This is a genomic window from Streptomyces sp. NBC_01116 (assembly GCF_041435495.1).
Taxonomy (GTDB): domain Bacteria; phylum Actinomycetota; class Actinomycetes; order Streptomycetales; family Streptomycetaceae; genus Streptomyces.
On record NZ_CP108644.1, the window covers coordinates 6,488,907 to 6,509,128 of the forward strand.

The 20,222-nt window shown below is 72.8% G+C and carries 15 protein-coding genes; 12 read left to right on the forward strand and 3 right to left on the reverse strand.

Features of this window, described 5'->3' with window-relative positions; translation table 11 throughout:
• Positions 1-150: 150 nt before the first annotated feature.
• On the reverse strand, positions 151-1,152 hold the full coding sequence (locus OG245_RS28690) for a TAXI family TRAP transporter solute-binding subunit (protein WP_371626276.1): 1,002 nt from the start codon (positions 1,150-1,152) through the stop codon (positions 151-153).
• 134 nt (positions 1,153-1,286) lie between these two features.
• Here OG245_RS28690 and miaB point away from each other — a divergent pair, with 134 nt between their 5' ends.
• Both miaB and OG245_RS28700 read left to right on the forward strand, forming a co-directional pair.
• On the forward strand, positions 1,287-2,807 hold the full coding sequence (gene miaB / locus OG245_RS28695) for a tRNA (N6-isopentenyl adenosine(37)-C2)-methylthiotransferase MiaB (protein WP_371626277.1): 1,521 nt from the start codon (positions 1,287-1,289) through the stop codon (positions 2,805-2,807).
• Positions 2,808-2,894: 87 nt separating this feature from the next.
• Positions 2,895-3,614 carry a class III extradiol dioxygenase subunit B-like domain-containing protein gene (locus OG245_RS28700; RefSeq protein ID WP_371626278.1) on the forward strand — a complete coding sequence of 240 codons (720 nt, stop codon included), beginning with the start codon at positions 2,895-2,897 and terminating at the stop codon, positions 3,612-3,614.
• Positions 3,615-3,677: 63 nt separating this feature from the next.
• On the opposite strand, the gene OG245_RS28705 is transcribed toward OG245_RS28700, so the two are convergent.
• Positions 3,678-4,028 carry an antitoxin gene (locus tag OG245_RS28705; protein WP_371626279.1) on the reverse strand — a complete coding sequence of 117 codons (351 nt, stop codon included), beginning with the start codon at positions 4,026-4,028 and terminating at the stop codon, positions 3,678-3,680.
• Positions 4,029-4,250: 222 nt separating this feature from the next.
• Between OG245_RS28705 and miaA the strand changes: the two genes are divergently transcribed.
• The 6 genes from miaA to hflX all read left to right on the forward strand — a co-directional run bounded on the left by miaA (position 4,251) and on the right by hflX (position 12,296).
• Positions 4,251-5,189 carry a tRNA (adenosine(37)-N6)-dimethylallyltransferase MiaA gene (miaA, locus tag OG245_RS28710; RefSeq protein ID WP_371626280.1) on the forward strand — a complete coding sequence of 313 codons (939 nt, stop codon included), beginning with the start codon at positions 4,251-4,253 and terminating at the stop codon, positions 5,187-5,189.
• A gap of 106 nt (positions 5,190-5,295) precedes the next feature.
• Entirely contained in the window at positions 5,296-5,748 is a 453-nt protein-coding gene (locus OG245_RS28715) for a hypothetical protein (protein ID WP_371628017.1), read from the forward strand.
• Positions 5,749-5,804: 56 nt separating this feature from the next.
• Positions 5,805-6,671: a diaminopimelate epimerase gene (gene dapF, locus OG245_RS28720; RefSeq protein ID WP_371626281.1), complete on the forward strand. Its 867-nt coding sequence runs from the start codon at positions 5,805-5,807 to the stop codon at positions 6,669-6,671.
• Between the two features lie 170 nt (positions 6,672-6,841).
• Positions 6,842-9,010: a bifunctional (p)ppGpp synthetase/guanosine-3',5'-bis(diphosphate) 3'-pyrophosphohydrolase gene (locus OG245_RS28725; RefSeq protein ID WP_371626282.1), complete on the forward strand. Its 2,169-nt coding sequence runs from the start codon at positions 6,842-6,844 to the stop codon at positions 9,008-9,010.
• A 188-nt stretch (positions 9,011-9,198) separates the two neighbouring features.
• Positions 9,199-10,644, forward strand: coding sequence for a M1 family metallopeptidase (locus OG245_RS28730; RefSeq protein WP_371626283.1), 1,446 nt, complete (start codon positions 9,199-9,201; stop codon positions 10,642-10,644).
• A gap of 131 nt (positions 10,645-10,775) precedes the next feature.
• A complete protein-coding gene (hflX, locus tag OG245_RS28735; RefSeq protein WP_365547144.1) occupies positions 10,776-12,296 on the forward strand; it encodes a GTPase HflX in 1,521 nt (506 codons plus the stop codon).
• A 198-nt stretch (positions 12,297-12,494) separates the two neighbouring features.
• Here the strand turns inward: hflX and OG245_RS28740 are convergent, their stop codons facing one another.
• The gene (locus OG245_RS28740) at positions 12,495-13,718 is read right to left on the reverse strand and encodes a serine protease (protein ID WP_371626284.1); all 1,224 of its coding nucleotides are present in this window, start codon (positions 13,716-13,718) and stop codon (positions 12,495-12,497) included.
• A 300-nt stretch (positions 13,719-14,018) separates the two neighbouring features.
• Between OG245_RS28740 and OG245_RS28745 the strand changes: the two genes are divergently transcribed.
• The 4 genes from OG245_RS28745 (at position 14,019) to OG245_RS28760 (ending at position 20,207) form a co-directional block, all read left to right on the forward strand.
• Positions 14,019-15,413 carry a diaminobutyrate--2-oxoglutarate transaminase family protein gene (locus tag OG245_RS28745; protein ID WP_371626285.1) on the forward strand — a complete coding sequence of 465 codons (1,395 nt, stop codon included), beginning with the start codon at positions 14,019-14,021 and terminating at the stop codon, positions 15,411-15,413.
• Between the two features lie 28 nt (positions 15,414-15,441).
• Positions 15,442-17,346, forward strand: a complete 1,905-nt coding sequence (locus OG245_RS28750) for an IucA/IucC family siderophore biosynthesis protein (protein WP_371626286.1) — start codon at positions 15,442-15,444, stop codon at positions 17,344-17,346.
• 86 nt (positions 17,347-17,432) lie between these two features.
• On the forward strand, positions 17,433-18,239 hold the full coding sequence (locus OG245_RS28755) for a GNAT family N-acetyltransferase (RefSeq protein WP_371626287.1): 807 nt from the start codon (positions 17,433-17,435) through the stop codon (positions 18,237-18,239).
• Positions 18,240-18,299: 60 nt separating this feature from the next.
• Positions 18,300-20,207 carry an IucA/IucC family siderophore biosynthesis protein gene (locus OG245_RS28760; RefSeq protein WP_371626288.1) on the forward strand — a complete coding sequence of 636 codons (1,908 nt, stop codon included), beginning with the start codon at positions 18,300-18,302 and terminating at the stop codon, positions 20,205-20,207.
• Positions 20,208-20,222: the final 15 nt, after the last annotated feature.

Sequence of the window (20,222 nt, forward strand, 5' to 3'; positions counted from 1 at the left end):
GGCACAGCCGCGGGGGAGGCGCCGTCGGGCTTCAGGAGCACAGTGCGCCAGGGCCTCACCGAGCGGCAGCGGTCCGGGGCCTCAGGGCCTCACCCGGCGGCGGCGGTCCCGGGGCCGCACGGTCTCACCCGGCGGCGGCGGCCCCGGTCCTCACGGCTTCACCGAGCGGTAGTAGTCCTTGGCCCCGTCGTGCACGTCCAGCGGATCCGTGTAGATCGCCGTCCGCAGGTCCACCAACTGCGCCGCGTGGACCTCGCGGCCGATCCGGTCCCGGCTGTTGATCACCGTCCGGGTGAAGGCCTCGGTCATGGCCGCGTCCGTGCGGTCGGTCGTGACGAGCAGGTTGGCGACGGCGACGGTGGGCACCGCCTGACCCTGCTGGGCCTCCGGATAGACGTCGGCGGGCATCATGGCGGACCGGTAGAAGCGGGTGGGGCCGGTCGCCGCCTGGAGCTCCGCGACCAGGTCGGCCTCCAGCGGCACCAACCGGATGTCGAAGCGCTGCGACAGCTCCTGCACGGCCGCGGTCGGCAGCCCGCCCGACCAGAAGAACGCGTCGAGCCGGCCCTGGGTCAGCCGTACGGGCATCGTGTCGATGCCCACCGGAACCGGTGTCACGTCCTCGGCCGGATCGAGCCCCGCCGCCCCCAGCAGCCGGTCCGCGACCAGCCGTACCCCGGAGCCCTCCTGGCCTACGCCCACCCGCTTGCCCTGCAGGTCGGAGACCGTCCGGACGTCGGAGTCGCGGGGGACGACCAGCTGGACGTAGTCGTCGTACAGCCGGACGCAGCCGCGCAGCCGTTGGGCCCCCGGCCTGCCGTCGCGCAGGTAGGTGGCCACGGCGTCGGCGGTGGCGATGGTGAAGTCCGCATCGCCCGTCGCCACGCGCGCCAGGTTCTGCTGCGACCCCTCGCTGGTCCGCAGCCGTATGGACACCTCCGGCATGTCCTTGGCGAGCACGCCCTCCAGCCGCTCCCCGTACCGCTGGTAGACGCCGCTGGGCACTCCGGTGGAGAACGTGAGCGACCCGCTCGGCTCCCCCTCGCCCCCCTGGGGCTGCAACCACCACGCGAGCAGCCCGAGCACGACCGCGAGGACGGCGCCCGTCTGCAGGATGCGCCGGCGGCCGAATCGGGACAGAGCGTGGAACATGCGCGCGATCCTGCCAGCTCACCCGCCTCCCTGACCAGGCTTCCCCGTGAGGCTCCGCCCACAGCGGACGGGAGCGGGCGGGGCCGGGGAAGGGGACGGGAGGGGGCCGCCCGGCAACCGCCTACCCTTGTCCCATGAGCAGCGGCAACCGGAGCGAAGCAGTGGACGTCCAGAAGAGCTACGAGGTGCGCACCTACGGGTGCCAGATGAACGTCCACGACTCCGAACGGCTGTCGGGTCTCCTGGAGGGCGCCGGATACGTCCGGGCCCCCGAAGGCTCCGACGGCGACGCCGACGTCGTCGTCTTCAACACCTGCGCGGTGCGGGAGAACGCCGACAACAAGCTGTACGGGAACCTCGGCCGCCTCGCGCCCATGAAGACCAAGCGCCCCGGGATGCAGATCGCCGTCGGCGGCTGTCTCGCGCAGAAGGACCGCGACACCATCGTCAAGCGGGCCCCCTGGGTCGACGTCGTCTTCGGCACCCACAACATCGGCAAGCTGCCGGTCCTCCTGGAACGCGCCCGCATCCAGGAGGAGGCGCAGATCGAGATCGCCGAGTCCCTGGAGGCCTTCCCCTCCACGCTCCCCACCCGCCGCGAGTCCGCCTACGCCGCGTGGGTCTCCATCTCGGTCGGCTGCAACAACACCTGCACCTTCTGCATCGTCCCGGCGCTGCGCGGCAAGGAGAAGGACCGCCGCACCGGCGACATCCTGGCCGAGATCGAGGCCCTGGTCGCCGAGGGCGTCTCCGAGATCACCCTCCTCGGCCAGAACGTGAACGCGTACGGCTCCGACATCGGCGACCGCGAGGCCTTCTCCAAGCTGCTGCGCGCCTGCGGCGCCATAGAGGGCCTGGAGCGCGTCCGCTTCACCTCGCCGCACCCCCGCGACTTCACCGACGACGTCATCGCGGCCATGGCCGAGACGCCCAACGTGATGCCGCAGCTGCACATGCCGATGCAGTCCGGATCGGACAGCATCCTGAAGGCGATGCGCCGCTCCTACCGCCAGGAGCGCTTCCTGGGAATCATCGAGAAGGTGCGCGCCGCCATGCCGGACGCCGCCATCTCCACCGACATCATCGTGGGCTTCCCCGGCGAGACCGAGGAGGACTTCGAACAGACGATGCACGCCGTGCGCGAGGCCCGTTTCGCCAACGCGTTCACCTTCCAGTACTCCAAGCGCCCCGGGACGCCCGCCGCCGACATGGACGGCCAGATCCCCAAGGAGGTCGTCCAGGAGCGGTACATGCGCCTGTCCGCCCTCCAGGAGCAGATCTCCTGGGACGAGAACAAGAAGCAGGTGGGCCGCACCCTGGACGTCATGGTCGCGGAGGGCGAGGGCCGCAAGGACGGAGCCACCCGGCGTCTCTCCGGCCGCGCCCCCGACAACCGGCTGGTCCACTTCACGCAGCCCGACAAGCCCGTGCGCCCCGGCGACGTGGTGACCGTCGAGATCACCTACGCCGCCCCGCACCACCTGCTCGCCGAGGGCACGCCGCTCGCCGTACGGTCCACCCGCGCGGGCGACGCCTGGGAGAAGCGCACCACCGAGGCGGCCGCCAAGCCCGCCGGGGTGATGCTCGGTCTCCCCGGCATCGGCGCCCCGGACCCGCTCCCGGCCGCCGCCGCCCCGGCCTGCGGCATCGGCTGACGGCACCCGGTCCGGCCGGCGGCCCCGGGAGGCCCGCACGAGGCTGACCGGCCCGGACCGTCGCGTCCGGCAAGTACGCTGACCGGCATGCTTGTCGCCGCCGCCGTGTGCCCCTGTCCGCCGCTCCTGGTGCCCGAGGTCGCCGCCGGGGCCGCCCCCGAGCTCGACGCCGCGCGTGACGCGTGCCTCGACGCTGTGGGCGTGCTCGCCGCCTCGCGCCCGGATCTGCTCGTCGTCGTGGGGCCGGGCGACGACCGCTCCGCCGGGCCCCACCCGGCGGGTGCGCACGGGTCCTTCCGCGGTGTCGGCGTGGACCTCCACGTGACGCTCGGCGACGCACCGCCGGACACCGCCGCCCCGGACCGGCCGCTGCCGCAGTCCCTCACGGTGGGCGCCTGGCTGCTGGGCCGGGCCCGCTGGGCGGGCGCTCCCGTCGAAGGGCTCGCCGTGGCGCAGAGCGCGGCGGCCGGGGAGTGCGCGTCGGCCGGACACTCCCTCGCCCGGCGAGCCGAGCGGGTCGCGCTCCTGGTGATGGGCGACGGCAGCGCCTGCCGCACCCTCAAGGCTCCCGGCTACCTCGACGAGCGGGCCGCCGCCTTCGACGCCCGCGCCACCGAGGCGCTCGGCTCCGCGGACCTCGACGCCCTCGCGGCGCTGGACGCGGCGCTCGCCCGTGAACTCAAGGCGGCCGGGCGTGCCCCCTGGCAGTTGCTCGGCGGCGCCGCGCGGGACGCCGGGCTCGCCGGCCGGCTGCTGTACGAGGACGCCCCGTACGGCGTGGGCTACACCGTCGCCGCCTGGTCCTGAACGGACCGGCGGCGGGGACGGAGCACCCGGCCCCGTACCCGCCGCCGGTCCGCGGTCACCGGGTCAGGAAGCGGGCGGCGGCGGAGGAGGAGTGTTTCCGGGCGTACCGGGAGTGCCTCCCGGAGCCCCGGGAGCGCCGGGGGCGCCAGGCGTACCGGGAGTGCCGGGCGTACCGGGAGTGCCGGGCGTACCGGGAGTGCCCCCGTCCTTGTGCCCCAGCTTGTCCACGGCCTCCTTGGCCTTGCGCGTACCCGAATCGATCTTGTCGCTGTACTTGCCCTTGGTCTTCTGGTCGACCGTGCGCGCGGCCTTGTCGAGGCCCTGCTCGATCTTGCCCCCGTGCTGCTGCGCGAGGTCGCCGACCTTGTCCCTGGCCGGTCCCAGCTTGGCCTTCAGGTTGTCCAGGAACCCCATTGGGTCACCTTCCGTGCAGTGAGGACTGTTGAGGACTGTGCGCGGGAACGTTCTCCCGCCCCCATTGTCCGTCACCTGTCCGTTCCTGCCGTTTTTACTCGCCTTATTACGCTTCCCCGGCGCTTGCGCGGCGCGTTCTTGACGTCGCTTCCCGCGCCCGGCCGCGTCTCCCTGGATCCCCGGCGTGTTCGGAAGGCCCCGGATATTTGGGAGACTGTCCGGGTGACCCCTCCCGCTTCCGCCCCCCGCGTCATCACCGTCGTAGGCCCCACCGCAGCCGGAAAGTCGGATCTGGGGGTCTTTCTCGCCCAGCGGCTCGGCGGCGAGGTGATCAACGCCGATTCCATGCAGCTCTACCGGGGCATGGACATCGGCACCGCGAAGCTGACGCTCCCCGAGCGCGACGGCGTGCCGCACCGGCTGCTGGACATCTGGGACGTGACCGAGACCGCCAGCGTCGCCGAGTACCAGCGACTGGCCCGCCTGGAGATCGACCGGCTGCTCGCCGAGGGACGCACCCCGATCCTCGTCGGCGGCTCCGGGCTGTACGTGAAGGGCGCCATCGACGCCCTGGAGTTCCCCGGTACGGACCCGGAGGTGCGAGCCCGTCTGGAGGCGGAGCTGGCCGAGCGCGGCCCGGGCGCCCTGCACGAACGCCTCGCCGCCGCCGACCCGGGCGCCGCCCGGTCCATCCTGGCGAGCAACGGCCGCCGCATCGTCCGCGCCCTCGAAGTCATCGAGATCACCGGCAAACCCTTCACCGCCAACCTCCCCGGCGACGAGCCGGTCTACGACGCCGTGCAGATCGGCGTCGACGTGGACCGCCCCGAACTGGACGAGCGCATCGCCCTGCGCGTCGACCGGATGTGGGAGGCGGGCCTCGTGGACGAGGTGCGCGCCCTGGAGGAGGCCGGGCTGCGCGAGGGCCTCACGGCCTCGCGGGCGCTCGGCTACCAGCAGATTCTCGCGGTGCTCGCGGGGGAGTGCACCGAGGACGACGCGCGGGCCGAGACCGTGCGCGCCACCAAGCGCTTCGCCCGCCGTCAGGACTCGTGGTTCCGCCGCGACGCGCGTGTCGTGTGGCTCGGCGGCGGACACCGTGACCGGGAGGAACTGCCGCACCGGGCGCTGACGTTGGTCGAACGGGCGGTCACAGCCTGATCACGTGATGGCATCGGGAAGCTCCGCCCGTCAATTCGACACCCGCGACCGTGCCATCATCGAGCATCGATCACCAGTGGAGTCCGAGTTGGGAGGGCGCGTGGCGATGGAGGCCGGCCCTCGCGACACGGAGCAGCGCGACACCGAGCACGACGTGCCGTCACCGCGGGAGACCGCTGGACGGCTCAGTCCTGACGGGCCCGACGAGCAGGACGTGGCCCCCGAGGTCGAGGTCGAGCTGCGGCCCACCCGCAAGCTGCGGATCTGGCAGCTCGCGCCCATCGTCGTGCTGGCCGCGGTCGGCTCGCTGATGTTCGCCTTCCCTCTCGCCTTCGAGTTCGGCGACGGCGGTGCCATCGTCGCCATGCTGGGGCTCCTGATCAGCTGCTGCGCGGCCGGCTGGGGCATGATGGCCGCCCGCCGCGTCGGGCACACCTGGCCGGGCCTGCCCTCCCGCGGTTCCGGCGACCGCCCCGACTGGCGGGTGATCGCGCTGTACGTGCTGACCGGCGCCGCCCTGGTCGCCCTCGCCGTCTGGCGCGTGGCCCGGCTGCGCTGACGGCCGTGCCGCGCCCGCTCGTGCGGGCTGTCGGCGCCGCCTCGTACAGTTGGCGTGTGAGCACCTCGCAGATCGCCTTCCTCAAGGGTCACGGCACCGAGAACGACTTCGTGATCGTCCCGGACCCGGACAACGCCCTCACGCTGCCCGCCGCCGTCGTCGCCCGGCTCTGCGACCGCCGGGCCGGCATCGGCGGCGACGGCCTGCTGCACGTCGTGCGGTCCGCCGCGCACCCCGAGGCGCGCGGCATGGCGGACACGGCCGAGTGGTTCATGGACTACCGCAACGCGGACGGCTCGATCGCCGAGATGTGCGGCAACGGCGTGCGCGTCTTCGCCCACCACCTCCAGCGCGCCGGCCTCGTCGAGGAGGGCGACCTCACCGTCGCCACCCGAGGCGGCCCCAAGCGCGTGCACCTCGCCAAGAACGGCGACATCACCGTCTCCATGGGACGCGCCCTGCTCCCCGAGGAGAGCGTCACGGTCGGCGTCGGCGACCGCAGCTGGCCCGCCCGCAACGTCAACATGGGCAACCCGCACGCGGTCGCCTTCGTCGACGACCTCGACCACGCCGGCGACCTGCTCACCGCCCCGCCCGTCAGCCCCGCGACCGTCTACCCCGACGGCGTCAACGTCGAGTTCGTCGTCGACCGGGGCCCGCGCCACGTCGGCATGCGCGTCCACGAGCGCGGCTCCGGCGAGACCCGCTCCTGCGGTACAGGCGCCTGCGCGGTCGCCGTCGCCACGGCCCGCCGGGACGGCGCCGACCCCGCCGCGACCGGCCTCCCCGTCACCTACCGGGTGGACCTCCCCGGCGGCACCCTCGTCATCACCGAGTACCCCGACGGCGCGATCGACATGACCGGGCCCGCGGTGATCGTCGCCGAGGGCGTCATCGACCCGGCCTGGCTCGAAACCTCCTAGGAATGGCTCACGCGAAACGATGACCGACCCGAGCTTCGCTCGAATGGGTGATCCGTTTCACGCTGGGCGAGAGCTGGACTGCGCCACGTGGTGGGGTCGATAGCATCAAGCACCGGTCCCGAGGGGCATCCGCTCCTCCCCAGCGCCGGTCGACGTCGCCGGAGGTGCCCATGAGTGCAGAGGCCGCCGATCCGGGCGCTCCCCTTCGCAGGCGGAGCCGCCCCCGGATCGATCTGCGCAGGCTGGGCCGGGTGGCGCTGCGCGGCCCGGTCTCCCGCGACCGGCTGCCCGACGCCATCGGGCATGTCGCCGAGGCGCACCGCGCCCACCACCCGGACGCCGACCTGACCATCCTGCGCCGGGCCTACGTCCTCGCGGAGTCCTCGCACCGCGGCCAGATGCGCAAGAGCGGCGAGCCGTACATCACCCACCCGCTGGCCGTCACCCTGATCCTCGCGGAGCTGGGCGCCGAGACCACCACCCTCACCGCCTCCCTGCTCCACGACACGGTCGAGGACACCGAGGTGACGCTCGATCAGGTCAAGGAGCAGTTCGGGGACGAGGTCTGCTATCTCGTCGACGGCGTGACGAAGCTGGAGAAGGTCGACTACGGCGCCGCCGCCGAACCGGAGACCTTCCGCAAGATGCTCGTCGCCACCGGCAACGACGTCCGGGTCATGTCGATCAAACTCGCGGACCGGCTGCACAACATGCGCACCCTCGGCGTGATGCGCCCCGAGAAGCAGGCCAGGATCGCCAAGGTCACCCGGGACGTCCTCATCCCGCTCGCCGAACGGCTCGGCGTGCAGGCGCTCAAGACCGAGCTGGAGGACCTGGTCTTCGCGATCCTGCACCCCGAGGAGTACGAGCACACCCGCGCCCTGATCGCCGCCGCGGCCGGCCCGGACGCCCCCCTCGACACCATCGCCGACAACGTACGGGGCACCCTGCGCGACGCGGGCATCAGCGCCGAAGTCCTCATCAGGCCACGCCACTTCGTCTCCGTGCACCGGGTCCGCGGGAAACGCGGCGAGCTGCGCGGCACCGACTTCGGCCGGCTGCTCGTCCTCGTCACCGAGGACGCCGACTGCTACGCCGTCCTCGGCGAGCTGCACACCTGCTTCACCCCGGTGATCTCCGAGTTCAAGGACTTCATCGCCGCCCCCAAGTTCAACCTGTACCAGTCGCTGCACACCGCGGTCGTCGGCCCCGGAGGCGCCGTCGCCGAAATCCTGATCCGCACGCACCGGATGCACAAGGTCGCCGAGGCGGGCGTCGTCGCGCTGGGCAACCCGTACGCCCAGGACGCCGCAGCCGCCCCGCAGACCGAGCCGTCCGACGAGCGCGCCGACCCGACCAGGCCCGGCTGGCTCTCCCGGCTGCTGGACTGGCAGGAGTCCGCCACCGACCCCGACACCTTCTGGACCACCCTGCGCGCCGACCTCGCCCAGGACCGTGAGATCACCGTGTTCCGCACCGACGGAGGCACCCTCGGGCTGCCCGCCGGGGCCAGTTGCGTCGACGCCGCCTACGCGCAGTACGGCGACCGGGCGCACACCTCCATCGGAGCCCGGGTCAACGGCCGCCTCGCCACCCTGAGCACCGTTCTCAGCGACGGCGACACCGTGCAACTGCTGCTCGCCCAGGACACCGCGTCCGGCCCCTCGCCCGACTGGCTCGACCACGCGCGCACCCCCGCCGCCCGGATCGCGATCACCGGCTGGCTCACCGACCACCCCGACGAGGCGAAGCCCACCTCTTCGACGATGACGTCCGTGGACCCGGGCGGACCCGGCCCGGCCGAGCCCGCCGGTCCGGAGCGCGAAGCACAGGCCATCGCGCCGCCGCGCACCCGGTCCGGCCCCCGCGCCACGGGCGTCGTCGTCGACGGCCCGGACGCGCCCGTGCGCCTCGCCGGCTGCTGTACGCCGGTGCCCCCCGACGAGCTGACCGGCTTCCTCGTCCGCGGCGGCACCGTCACCGTGCATCGCCGCGAGTGCCCCGCCGTGGCCGCCATGCAGGAGATCGGCCGCGCCCCGGTCGGGGCCCGCTGGGCCGACGGGGACGGCCGGGAGTCCGACGCGGGCTGCCGGGTCACCCTGGTCGCCGAGTCCTTCGGCCGCCCCCGGCTCCTCGCCGACCTCACCGAGGCCATCGCCACCGCCGAGGCCGCGATCGTCTCCGCCACCGTGGAGCCGCCCAGCGAGCAGCGCGTCCGCCACACCTACACCCTCCAGCTCCCCGACGCCGCGGGCCTGCCCGCACTGATGCGCGCCATGCGCGAGGTCGCCGGGGTCTACGACGTCAGCCGCGCCCAGCATCCGGCCCCGGCCGGCTGAGCCGTACCCACGGGAGCGGCGCCCATCGGAAGCCGCCCGCGCCGAGTTGGCGGGCCCGGGATGCCGCCACCCCCGAACCGCGCTTCCCGGCCGACCGCACCCCGCCACCCACGGGCGGCGCGCCCTCGTTCGAGTGGCGCGGCGCGCGGCTCCCCGGCCGGGCGGCGATGCGCTGATAGCGGTAGTCCATGCCGCTCCTCAACCGCCGCCTGCGCGCCGCCCTGCTGGCGACCGCCTCGGCCACCCTCGTCGCCGCCACTCTGCCCGCCCCCGAGCCCCTGGGCATCGGCGACCGGCTCTTCCCCGAGCTGGGCAACCCCGGATACGACGTCCTCGCGTACGACATCGCCTTCACGTACCGCGGCGGCAACACCGAGCCCCTGGACGCCGTCACGAAGATCAGGGCCCGCACCACCGCGTCGCTGGACCGGATCAACCTCGACTTCGCCCGGGGCACGGTCCGCGGAGTCGAGGTGAACGGACTGGCCGCCGACTTCGGCAGCAAGAGCGAGGACCTGATCGTCCAGGCCCCCCGCCGCCTCCCCGCGGGCGTACCGCTGAACATCACCGTCCGGCACACCAGCGACCCGAGCGGATCCGGGGACGACGGCGGCTGGGTCCGTACCGCCGACGGCCTCGCCATGGCCAACCAGGCCGACGCCGCGCACCGCGTCTTCCCCGGCAACGACCACCCCTCCGACAAGGCGTACTTCACCTTCCGGATCACCGCCCCCGAGAAGCTGACCGCGGTCGCGGCCGGCCTGCCCGCCGGCAAGGTGCGGCACGGGGCCACGACCACCTGGACCTACCGCACCGAACACCCCATGGCGACCGAGCTGGCCCAGGTCTCCATCGGCAGCTCCGCGGTCCTGCACCGCACCGGCCCGCACGGACTGCCGGTGCGCGACGTCGTCCCGGCCGCCGACCGGAAGAAGCTGGAGCCCTGGCTGAAGAAGACCCCGGCCCAGCTGGAGTGGATGGAGAAGCAGGTCGGCCGCTACCCCTTCGAGACGTACGGGGTGCTCGTCGCCGACAGCCCCATCGGCTTCGCCCTGGAGACCCAGACGCTGTCGCTGTTCGGGAAGTCCTTCTTCACCGAGCCCGGCTACCCGGAGTGGTACGTCGACTCGGTGATGATGCACGAGCTCGCCCACCAGTGGTTCGGCGACAGCGTCTCGCCCGCGAGCTGGTCCGACCTGTGGCTCAACGAAGGACACGCCAGCTGGTACGAGGCCCGCTACGCCGAGGAGAACGGCGGCGGGACCCTGGAGCGGCGGATGCGCGAGGCGTACAGGCTCTCCGACGGCTGGCGCGCGGACGGCGGCCCTCCGGCGCACCCGGACGGACCGGTCCCGGGGCAGAAGCTCAGCCTGTTCCGGCCGGTCGTGTACGACGGCAGCGCGCTGGTGCTGTACGCCCTGCGCCAGGAGATCGGCGAGTCCGCCTTCGACCGGCTGGAGCGCACCTGGGTCCGGGTGCACCGGGACTCCACGGCGAGCACCGCGGACTTCACCCGGCTCGCGTCCGGCATCGCGGGACGGGACCTGACCGCCTTCTTCGACGGCTGGCTGTACGGCGGGAAGACCCCGCCCATGCCGGGCCACCCCGACTGGAGCAGCGCGAAACCCGCGTGACGGGCCCGGTGGGGCCGTGCCAGTATCGACGCGTCGGCGCGGCGGACCGCACCGGAGTTCCCGGCAGGGAATCATCCGGGAAGATCACACGTTGTGACTGGCGTAAAGACTTCTATCGACGTAAGGATCCAATGACCTCCTCTTCTTCCCTTCCCCAGGACGCGCAGGACGCGCAGAGCGCCACGGAGAACACCACCGAGAGCCTCACCGAGAGCCTTCGGGCCGACGCCCTGATGGAAGAGGACGTCGCCTGGAGCCAGGAGATCGACGGAGCACGGGACGGCGATCAGCTGGACCGCTCCGAGCGTGCCGCGCTGCGACGCGTGGCCGGTCTCTCCACGGAGCTCGAGGATGTCACCGAGGTCGAGTACCGCCAGCTGCGCCTGGAGCGCGTGGTGCTGGTGGGCGTCTGGACCTCGGGGACGGTGCGCGACGCGGAGATCTCGCTCGCGGAGCTCGCCGCACTCGCCGAGACGGCGGGCGCACAGGTGCTGGACGCGGTGTACCAGCGACGCGACAAGCCGGACCCGGCCACCTACATCGGCTCGGGCAAGGCGCTGGAGCTGCGGGACATCGTGCTCGAATCCGGTGCCGACACCGTCGTCTGCGACGGTGAGCTGAGCCCCGGCCAGCTGATCCACCTGGAAGACGTCGTCAAGGTGAAGGTGGTCGACCGGACCGCCCTGATCCTCGACATCTTCGCCCAGCACGCCAAGTCCCGTGAGGGCAAGGCGCAGGTCTCGCTGGCCCAGATGCAGTACATGCTGCCGCGGCTGCGCGGCTGGGGCCAGTCGCTCTCCCGTCAGATGGGCGGCGGCGGTTCCAGCGGCGGTGGCGGCATGGCCACCCGTGGACCCGGTGAGACCAAGATCGAGACGGACCGGCGACGGATCCGCGAGAAGATGGCGAAGATGCGCCGGGAGATCGCGGAGATGAAGACCGGCCGCGAGATCAAGCGGCAGGAGCGCAAGCGCAACAAGGTGCCCTCCGTCGCCATCGCCGGATACACCAACGCGGGCAAGTCCTCGCTCCTCAACCGCCTGACCGGGGCCGGTGTCCTGGTGGAGAACGCCCTGTTCGCCACCCTGGACCCGACCGTCCGCCGGGCCGAGACGCCGAGCGGCCGCATCTACACCCTGGCCGACACCGTCGGGTTCGTCCGGCATCTGCCGCACCACCTCGTCGAGGCGTTCCGCTCCACCATGGAGGAGGTCGGCGAGTCCGATCTCATCCTCCACGTGGTGGACGGCTCCCACCCGGTGCCGGAGGAGCAGCTCGCCGCGGTGCGCGAGGTGATCCGGGACGTCGGCGCGGTGAATGTGCGCGAGATCGTCGTGATCAACAAGGCGGACGCGGCGGACCCCCTGGTCCTCCAGCGCCTGCTGCGCAACGAGAAGCACGCGATCACGGTCTCGGCCAGGACCGGCGCCGGAATCGACGAGCTGCTCGCGCTCATCGACGCCGAGCTGCCCCGGCCGTCCGTGGAGATCGAGGTGCTCGTGCCGTACATCCAGGGGGCTCTGGTCTCCCGGGTGCACGCCGAGGGCGAGGTGCTCTCCGAGGAGCACACCGCCGAGGGCACCCTGCTCAAGGCCCAGGTCCACGAGGAGCTGGCCGCGGAGCTGGGCACCTTCGTCCCCGCCGCGCACTGACGCCCGCGGGACCGCACGACAACCGGAAGGCCCGGCCCTCGCGAACTCCTCTGAAAGTTCGCGAGGGCCGGGCCTTCGGCGTGCGGTCGGCGGCCGGAGCCCCCGGCCGGCTGCTGCCGTACCGGGGGCCGCGGACGATATCTGCTGTCCCGTGATCCCGTGATCCCGTGCGGAGGGTCCGTCGCCGGAAGCCGGGACCTACTGGCCCGCGTACTTCTCGCTCACCGCGCGGTAGACGCCCTCGGCCTCCTTGCCGAGCCGGGGGCCGGCCAGCCAGCCCGCGGTGACCGGGCCGATCGAGGTGTTCGAGACCAGGGCGGGCTTGCCGTCCTGGCCCGCCGCGACCCAGCCGCCACCGGAGGAGCCGCCGGTCATCGTGCAGCCGACGCGGTACATCGTGGGCTGGTCCTGGAAGACGGAGAGCCGGCCCGGCCTGTCCTCGCACTGGAGCAGCTTCTGACCGTCGAACGGCGGCGCGGCCGGGTAGCCCGTGGCCGTCATCGCGTCGATCTCCGGCACGGCGGGAGCGTTGAACTCGACCGGAAGCGCCGAACCGACCGTCTCCTCCAGCGACTTGCCGCCCGCGCCCTTCTCCGGCGTCACGTGCAGCACCGCGAAGTCGTACGGGGCGCCCTGGCCGCCCACGGCCGCGCCCTGGGCGATCCACTGCTCGGAGGTCTGGGCCCACTTGCCCCACCACACGCCGTAGGGAGCGATCTTCTCCTTGGGCGCGGTCTCCAGCTCGGCGAGCGACAGGCCGTCGTTGTTGTACGCCGGGACGAAGGCGATGTTGCGGTACCAGCCGCCCTTCTTGCCCGCGTGCACGCAGTGTCCGGCGGTCCACACCATGTTGGACTTGCCGGGGTTGGCCGGGTCCTTCACCACGGTCGCGGAACAGACCATCGAGCCCTGCGGGCCGTCGAAGAGCAGCTTCCCGGACTCCGGGGCGTTGTCGTGGTACGGCGTCGCGACACCGGCGGCCTGGACCGGGGCCGGCGTCGGGTCCGTCACGCCGTCGTCGCCGGAGATGTCGTTGTCGACCGGGTTCTCCGGGGGCTTGTCCGCCTCCCGCATCCGGTCCGGGTCCCACAGGCCGTCGATGATCGGGTTGACGAAGTCCTTGGCCTCACGCAGCCACTTGTCCTTGTCCCAGTTCTTCCACTCACCGTCCCGCCACTTGTCGGGGTCGATGCCGTGCTCCTTGAGCCGGTCCTTGAGGTCGTCCGGAAGGGTGACCTTGCCGTCGGACGACTGGTCGGCCGAGGCGCTGGGCGTGCCGCCCGCGTTGTCCTCCTCCGGACCGCACGCGGTGGCGGTGAGCGCCAGCACGGCGGCGACGGCGGTCGCGGCGAGCGCGTTGGAGGGTATGCGCCGTGCGCGCCTCCCGCGCCGTGCGGTATCGATCGGGCGAATGGGTCGCATCTCGTGATCCCCCTGGGACTTCGTCACTCGGTACTCGTGCTGTGTCGCGGACACATCGGGCGCCGGAGCAGGTGCTCCGCGCCCCTGTGCGGCCCCCACTATGCCGGTGCCGATGGTGACGGCACGCGGCAGGTCCACGGTTCCGTCGCCGCGAGGATGTTCCGATGTACCCGTGATCCATCGCGGACGGCGTCGTTGGTACGTACGGGGGACACCAGGACAGCGTTGACGCCCTCGGCCCGTCCGCGCGAAAACGTACCGACGTGGAACGCAACCGTTACCGCAGGAGGATCAAGAGCCGTGTCCGTGACCGAACCCGCTCCGGTGGCGCAGCCCCCCGCACACGAGGGCATTCTCCGTCGCCAGACCCAGCGCGAATCGGCGGCCCGCACCTACGCGCGGTCCCTGCCGATCGTCCCGGTGCGCGCCCGCGGGCTCACCATCGAGGGCGCGGACGGACGACGGTACCTGGACTGTCTCTCGGGCGCCGGCACCCTCGCGCTCGGACACAACCACCCCGTCGTGCTCGAAGCCATCCGGAAGGTCATCGACTCCGGCGCGCCCCTGCACGTGCTGGATCTCGCCACCCCGGTCAAGGACGCCTTCACCACCGAGCTGTTCGCCACCCTGCCGGGGGAGTTGGCCGACAACGCCCGCATCCAGTTCTGCGGCCCGGCCGGTACGGACGCCGTCGAGGCCGCCTTCAAACTGGTCCGCGCCGCGACCGGGCGCACCGGCCTGCTGACCTTCACCGGCGCCTACCACGGCATGACCGCCGGGGCCCTGGACGCGTCCGGCGGCGCGACCGACGTACGGGTGACCCGGCTGCCCTTCCCGCAGGACTACCGCTGCCCGTTCGGGACCGGCGGCGAGCGCGGTGCCGCACTCGCCGCCCGCTGGACCGAACACCTCCTGGACGACCGCAAGGGCGGGGTGCCGTCCCCCGCGGGAATGATCGTGGAGCCGGTCCAGGGCGAGGGAGGCGTCAATCCCGCCCCCGACTCCTGGCTGCGCCGCATGCGCCGGATCACCGAGGACCGCTCCATCCCGCTCATCGCCGACGAGGTGCAGACCGGGGTCGGCAGGACCGGCGCCTTCTGGGCCGTCGAGCACAGCGGCGTCGTCCCGGACGTCATGGTCCTCTCCAAGGCGATCGGCGGTTCCCTGCCGCTGGCCGTGATCGTCTACCGCGCTGAACTGGATCTTTGGCAGCCGGGCGCCCACGCGGGTACGTTTCGTGGCAACCAGCTCGCCATGGCGGCGGGCGCGGCCACGCTCGCGTACGTCAGGGAGAATCAACTGGCGGACCGCGCTGCGGTCCTGGGGGCCCGGATGCTCGCCCGTCTGACGGAGCTTCGGGCACACCACCCGGGAATCGGTGACGTACGGGGGCGTGGACTGATGATCGGCATGGAGCTGGTGGATCCCGAGCGCGCGCCCCTGCCCGCAGAAACAGGCGACGACCACCCGGCTCCGCCGCCCGACCCGGCCCTCGCCCTCGCCGTGCAGCAGGAATGCCTGCGGCGCGGCCTCATCGTCGAACTGGGCGGCCGCCACAACGCCGTGGTCCGCCTTCTTCCGCCCCTCACCCTGACCGACGAGCAGGCGAGTGCCGTCGTCGACCGTCTCGCCGACGCGCTGGCAGCCGCGACACGCTTCCCGCACCGTCGGACCACCGCCGGGCCGACCACCTGAACCCGGAATCCCCACAAGGAAGAACGCCGTGAACCCCACCCCCGCGTCCGAGGCCGACGGCCACGGCACCCCCCAGCACCGAGGGCAGGACGGGCCGGCCGCCCCCGGCACGGTCGAGGCGACGACCGTGCCCCGCCAGAAATCCCCGCGCGATCCCGTCCCCGCCGGCCACGCACCCGGCCCGGACACCCGCGTCCGGGCGGGCCGGGGCCCGAGCCCCGACGCTCTCGACGACCCGGACCCGCTGCGGGCCGCCGACGCGGCGGGCGCGGAGAGCCTCCTGCGGTGCTGGACCCGGGAGAGCGACCTGCCCCGCCCCGACGGCGACACCCTGCGCATCGCCTTCCCCGCCAGCGGCACCGCCCTGCTCGTCCCGGTGCACTACTGGTCCGCCACCGGGGCCCACCGCTTCGGCGCACCCGTCCTGGAGAACGCCCCCGCAGGCGCCCCGCCCGCCGACGCCGCCACCGTCGCCGTCCTCATCGGCCGCGAGGGCGGCGAGAGCGGCGCGGGCGATCTGGTCGCCCGGGTCGCCGACTCCGTACGCCACACCGCCGGCTTCATCGACCAGCGGCGGCGCAGCCCGGAGGACCCCGCCGAAGCCGACCTCTTCCTCACCGCCGAACAGTCCCTGCTGCTCGGCCACCCCCTCCACCCCACGCCCAAGAGCCGCGAGGGCCTCTCCGACGCGGAGTCCCGCCGCTACTCCCCGGAGTTCCACGGGTCCTTCCCGCTCCACTGGTTCGCCGTCGACCGGTCGCTGATCGCCACCGACTCCGCCTGGACCGAGGGCGGTCCGGCCACCGCCGAGGAGCTGCTCGCCCCGCACGCCGCAGGGCTGAAGCCGCCGCCCGGCACCGTCGCGGTCCCCGTGCACCCCTGGCAGGCCGCCGATCTGCTCCACCGCCCCCAGGTGAGGACCCTCGCCGGAACCGGCCTGCTCCACGACCTCGGCCCCCACGGCGAGCACTGGCACCCCACCTCCTCCATCCGCACCGTGCACCGGCCCGGGGCACGGGTGATGCTCAAGCTCTCCCTCGGCGTCCGCATCACCAACTCCCGCCGGGAGAACCTCCGCAAGGAGCTGCACCGGGGCGTCGAGGTCCACCGCCTCCTGTCGACCGGGCTCGCCGAGCAGTGGCAGCGGGAGCACCCCGGCTTCGACATCGTCCGGGACCCGGCGTGGCTCGCCGTCGACGACCCCGAGGGCGCACCCGTCACGGGGCTCGACGTGATGCTCCGCCACAACCCCTTCGGCCCGGGCGACGACGTCGCCTGCATCGCGGGACTCACCGCGCAGCGTCCCCGGCCCGGCCGCCCCGGTATGAGCTCCCGGCTCGCCGAGGTCGTCTCCGCCCTGGCCGACCGCACCGGTCGCACCACAACCGACGTGTCCGCCGCATGGTTCCGCCGCTATCTGCACCACGTCGTGCGCCCGGTCCTCTGGCTCGACGCCCACGGCGGAGTCGCCCTCGAAGCCCACCAGCAGAACACCCTCGTCCTCCTCGACCCGGACGGCTGGCCCGTCGGCGGTCGCTACCGGGACAACCAGGGCTACTACTTCCGCGACTCCCGCCGCGACGAGCTGGAGCAGCGGCTTCCCGGCATCGGCGCCGTCAGCGACACCTTCGTCTCCGACCCGGTCACCGACGAGCGGTTCGCCTACTACCTCGGCATCAACAACATCCTCGGCCTGATCGGGGCGTTCGGGGCCCAGCGCCTTGCCGACGAGCAGGAACTCCTCACCGTCCTGCGCCGATTCCTCACCGAGTCCGCGGAACTGGGCTCGCCCCTGCCCGCGTACCTCCTTCAGAACCGCCAACTGCGCTGCAAGGCCAACCTGCTGACCCGGCTCCACGGCCTCGACGAGCTGGTCGGACCGGTCGACACCCAGTCCGTGTACGTCACCATCGCCAACCCGCTGCACAGCTGAGCACCACCCGCCCCGGGCGGACTCCGGTCGCACCCGTACCGGAGACGCCCACCGACCGCACCCGGTCCAGAGAGGAGAGCGCCACCGTGCCTCCCGCCGAACCCTCAGCGGAACCCGACGCCGTACCGGCCGACCACGGCTCCGCCGAGCGGTCCGGCACCGAACCGTCCGGCACCGAATCGTCCGGCAGCAGTGCGGACGGCGACACCACGGACGGCGGCGCCGGCGTCGAGGACACCCTCGACCTGGAGCTGACCGAGGAACTCCTCGCCCTGATCGCCGGGGAACGAGGCACCGGGGCGGCCCGGACCCAGGTCACCCACGAGCTGCTGGGCGACCCGGGGACCTGGCCGCCCGCCCTCACGGCGGCCGGAGAGTTCGCCCTGCTCCCGGTCCGGCCGGAGCGTGATCTCGCCGTCGTCAGCCGCTGGATGAACGACCCTGCCGTGGCCGCCTTCTGGGAGCTCTCCGGACCCGAGTCCGTCACCGCCGACCACCTCAGGCCCCAGCTCGAAGGAGACGGACGGAGCATCCCGTGCCTGGGCGTGCTCGACGGCACACCCATGAGCTACTGGGAGATCTACCGGGCCGACCTCGACCCCCTGGCCCGCCACTACCCCGCCCGCCCCCACGACACCGGAGTCCATCTCCTCATCGGAGGGGTGAACAACCGGGGCCGGGGCGTGGGCACCACCCTGCTCCGCGCCGTCGCCGACCTCGTCCTGGACAACCTCCCGCGGTGCGGACGGGTCGTCGCCGAGCCGGACCTGCGCAACACCCCCTCCGTATCCGCGTTCCTCAGCGCCGGCTTCCGCTTCTCCGCCGAAGTGGATCTCCCCGACAAACGCGCCGCGCTGATGATCCGCGACCGAACGTACCGAGCCCAGCTGTGACTTACTCACCGCACTTTCCACACCGCTCGAACCCCAGAGGTTCCATCCGGAGGAGTCCCCGTGCCGATATATCCCGCGAGCCGTGAATCAGCCGAGTCCCCGCAGCTGTTCAGCCCTCCGGAGCTGAACCGGCAGATCTGGGACCGGGCCGCCGCACGGCTCCTCGCCAAGATGCTCGGCGAGTTCGCCTACGAGAAGATCATCGAGCCCGTCCCGCAGTCCGGGACCGCCGGACGCCACCGGCTGACCCTCGACGACGGGGGAGCGCTCGCCTTCACGGCCCGGCGCGGCGTCTACGGCAGCTGGCGCGTCGACCCCGACTCGATCGAGGTCGCGGCGGGTGCTCCGACCGCCCTCGCCAACGGCTCACCCACCGCCGCGGGCACCGAGGCGCCGTCCAACGGCTCGGCCGGCGGCACCCGGCCGTTCCGCGACCCGCTGACGTTCCTCACCCGGGCCCGGGACCTCCTCGGGCTCGACGGCACGACGCTGGGCCACCTCATCCGCGAGCTGACCCGGACGCTCTCCGCCGACGCCCGGCTCGACCACACCGCGCTCAGCGCCGAGCAGCTCGCCGCGCTCGACTACGCGGAGTTGGAGGGTCATCAGACCGGCCACCCCTGGCTGGTGGCGAGCAAGGGACGGCTCGGCTTCTCCGCCGCCGACGCCGCCCGCTTCACCCCCGAGACCCGCAGCCCGCTCCGGCTGCCGTGGATCGCGGTCAGCACCCGCATCGCGCAGTTCCGGGGCGTGGGCCGCGTCAACACCCCCGAGCAGCTGTACGACGGCGAGCTCGACCAGGACGTCCGGGACGCCTTCGCCGAGGTGCTGCGGGCCCGGGGACACGACCCGCGGGACTACCTCTACCTCCCCGTGCACCCCTGGCAGTGGGACGAGTGGATCGTGCCGCTCTTCGCCCCGGCCATCGCCGACGGCGACATCGTGGCCCTGCACACCGACGGCGACGCCCGCCTCCCGCAGCAGTCCATCCGCACGTTCGCGAACGTGGAACGGCCCGAGCGGCACACCGTGAAGCTCCCGCTCTCCATCCTCAACACCCTGGTCTGGCGCGGCCTGCCGACCGAACGGACCCTCGCCGCCCCCGCGGTCACCGCCTGGGTCCAGGGGCTGTGCGAGGGCGACCCCTTCCTGCGCGACACCTGCCGGGTCGTCCTCCTCGGCGAGGTCGCCTCCGTCGCCGTCGAGCACCCGCTGTACGACCATCTCCCCGAAGCGCCCTACCAGTACAAGGAGATCCTCGGCGCGATCTGGCGGGAGCCGCTGCCGCCCCGCCTCGCCCCGGGCGAAAGGGCCCGCACGCTCGCCTCCCTCCTCCATACGGATCCGGCGGGCCGCGCGTTCACCGCGGAGCTGGTCGAGCGCTCCGGCCTCACCCCGGACGCCTGGCTGAAGCGGCTCTTCGCCGCGCTCCTGCCGCCCCTGCTGCACTTCCTCTACCGCTACGGCACCGTCTTCTCCCCGCACGGCGAGAACGCCATCGTCGTGTTCGACGAGCACGACGTGCCCGTACGCCTCGCCATCAAGGACTTCGTCGACGACGTCAACGTCAGCGCCCGCCCGCTGCCCGAGCACGCCGACATGCCCGACGAGGTGCGCGCCGTCCTCCTCACCGAGCAGCCGTCCTTCCTCACCCAGTTCATCCACTCCGGTCTCTTCGTGGGCGTCTTCCGCTATCTGTCGCCCCTGTGCGAGGAGCAGCTCGGTGTCTCCGAGGACGCGTTCTGGTCACTCGTCCGGGCGGAGATAGTCCGCCACCACGCCCGCTTCCCGGAGCTGAAGGAACGGTTCGAGCTGTTCGACATGCTCACCCCCGAGATCGAGCGCCTCTGCCTGAACCGCAACCGCCTGCTCGTCGACGGCTACCGGGACCGGGCCAGCCGGCCGCACGCGGCGATCCACGGCACGGTCCCCAACCCGTTGCACCCCTCCGTCCGGGTCCGGGAGTGATCGCCGTTGTCAGTG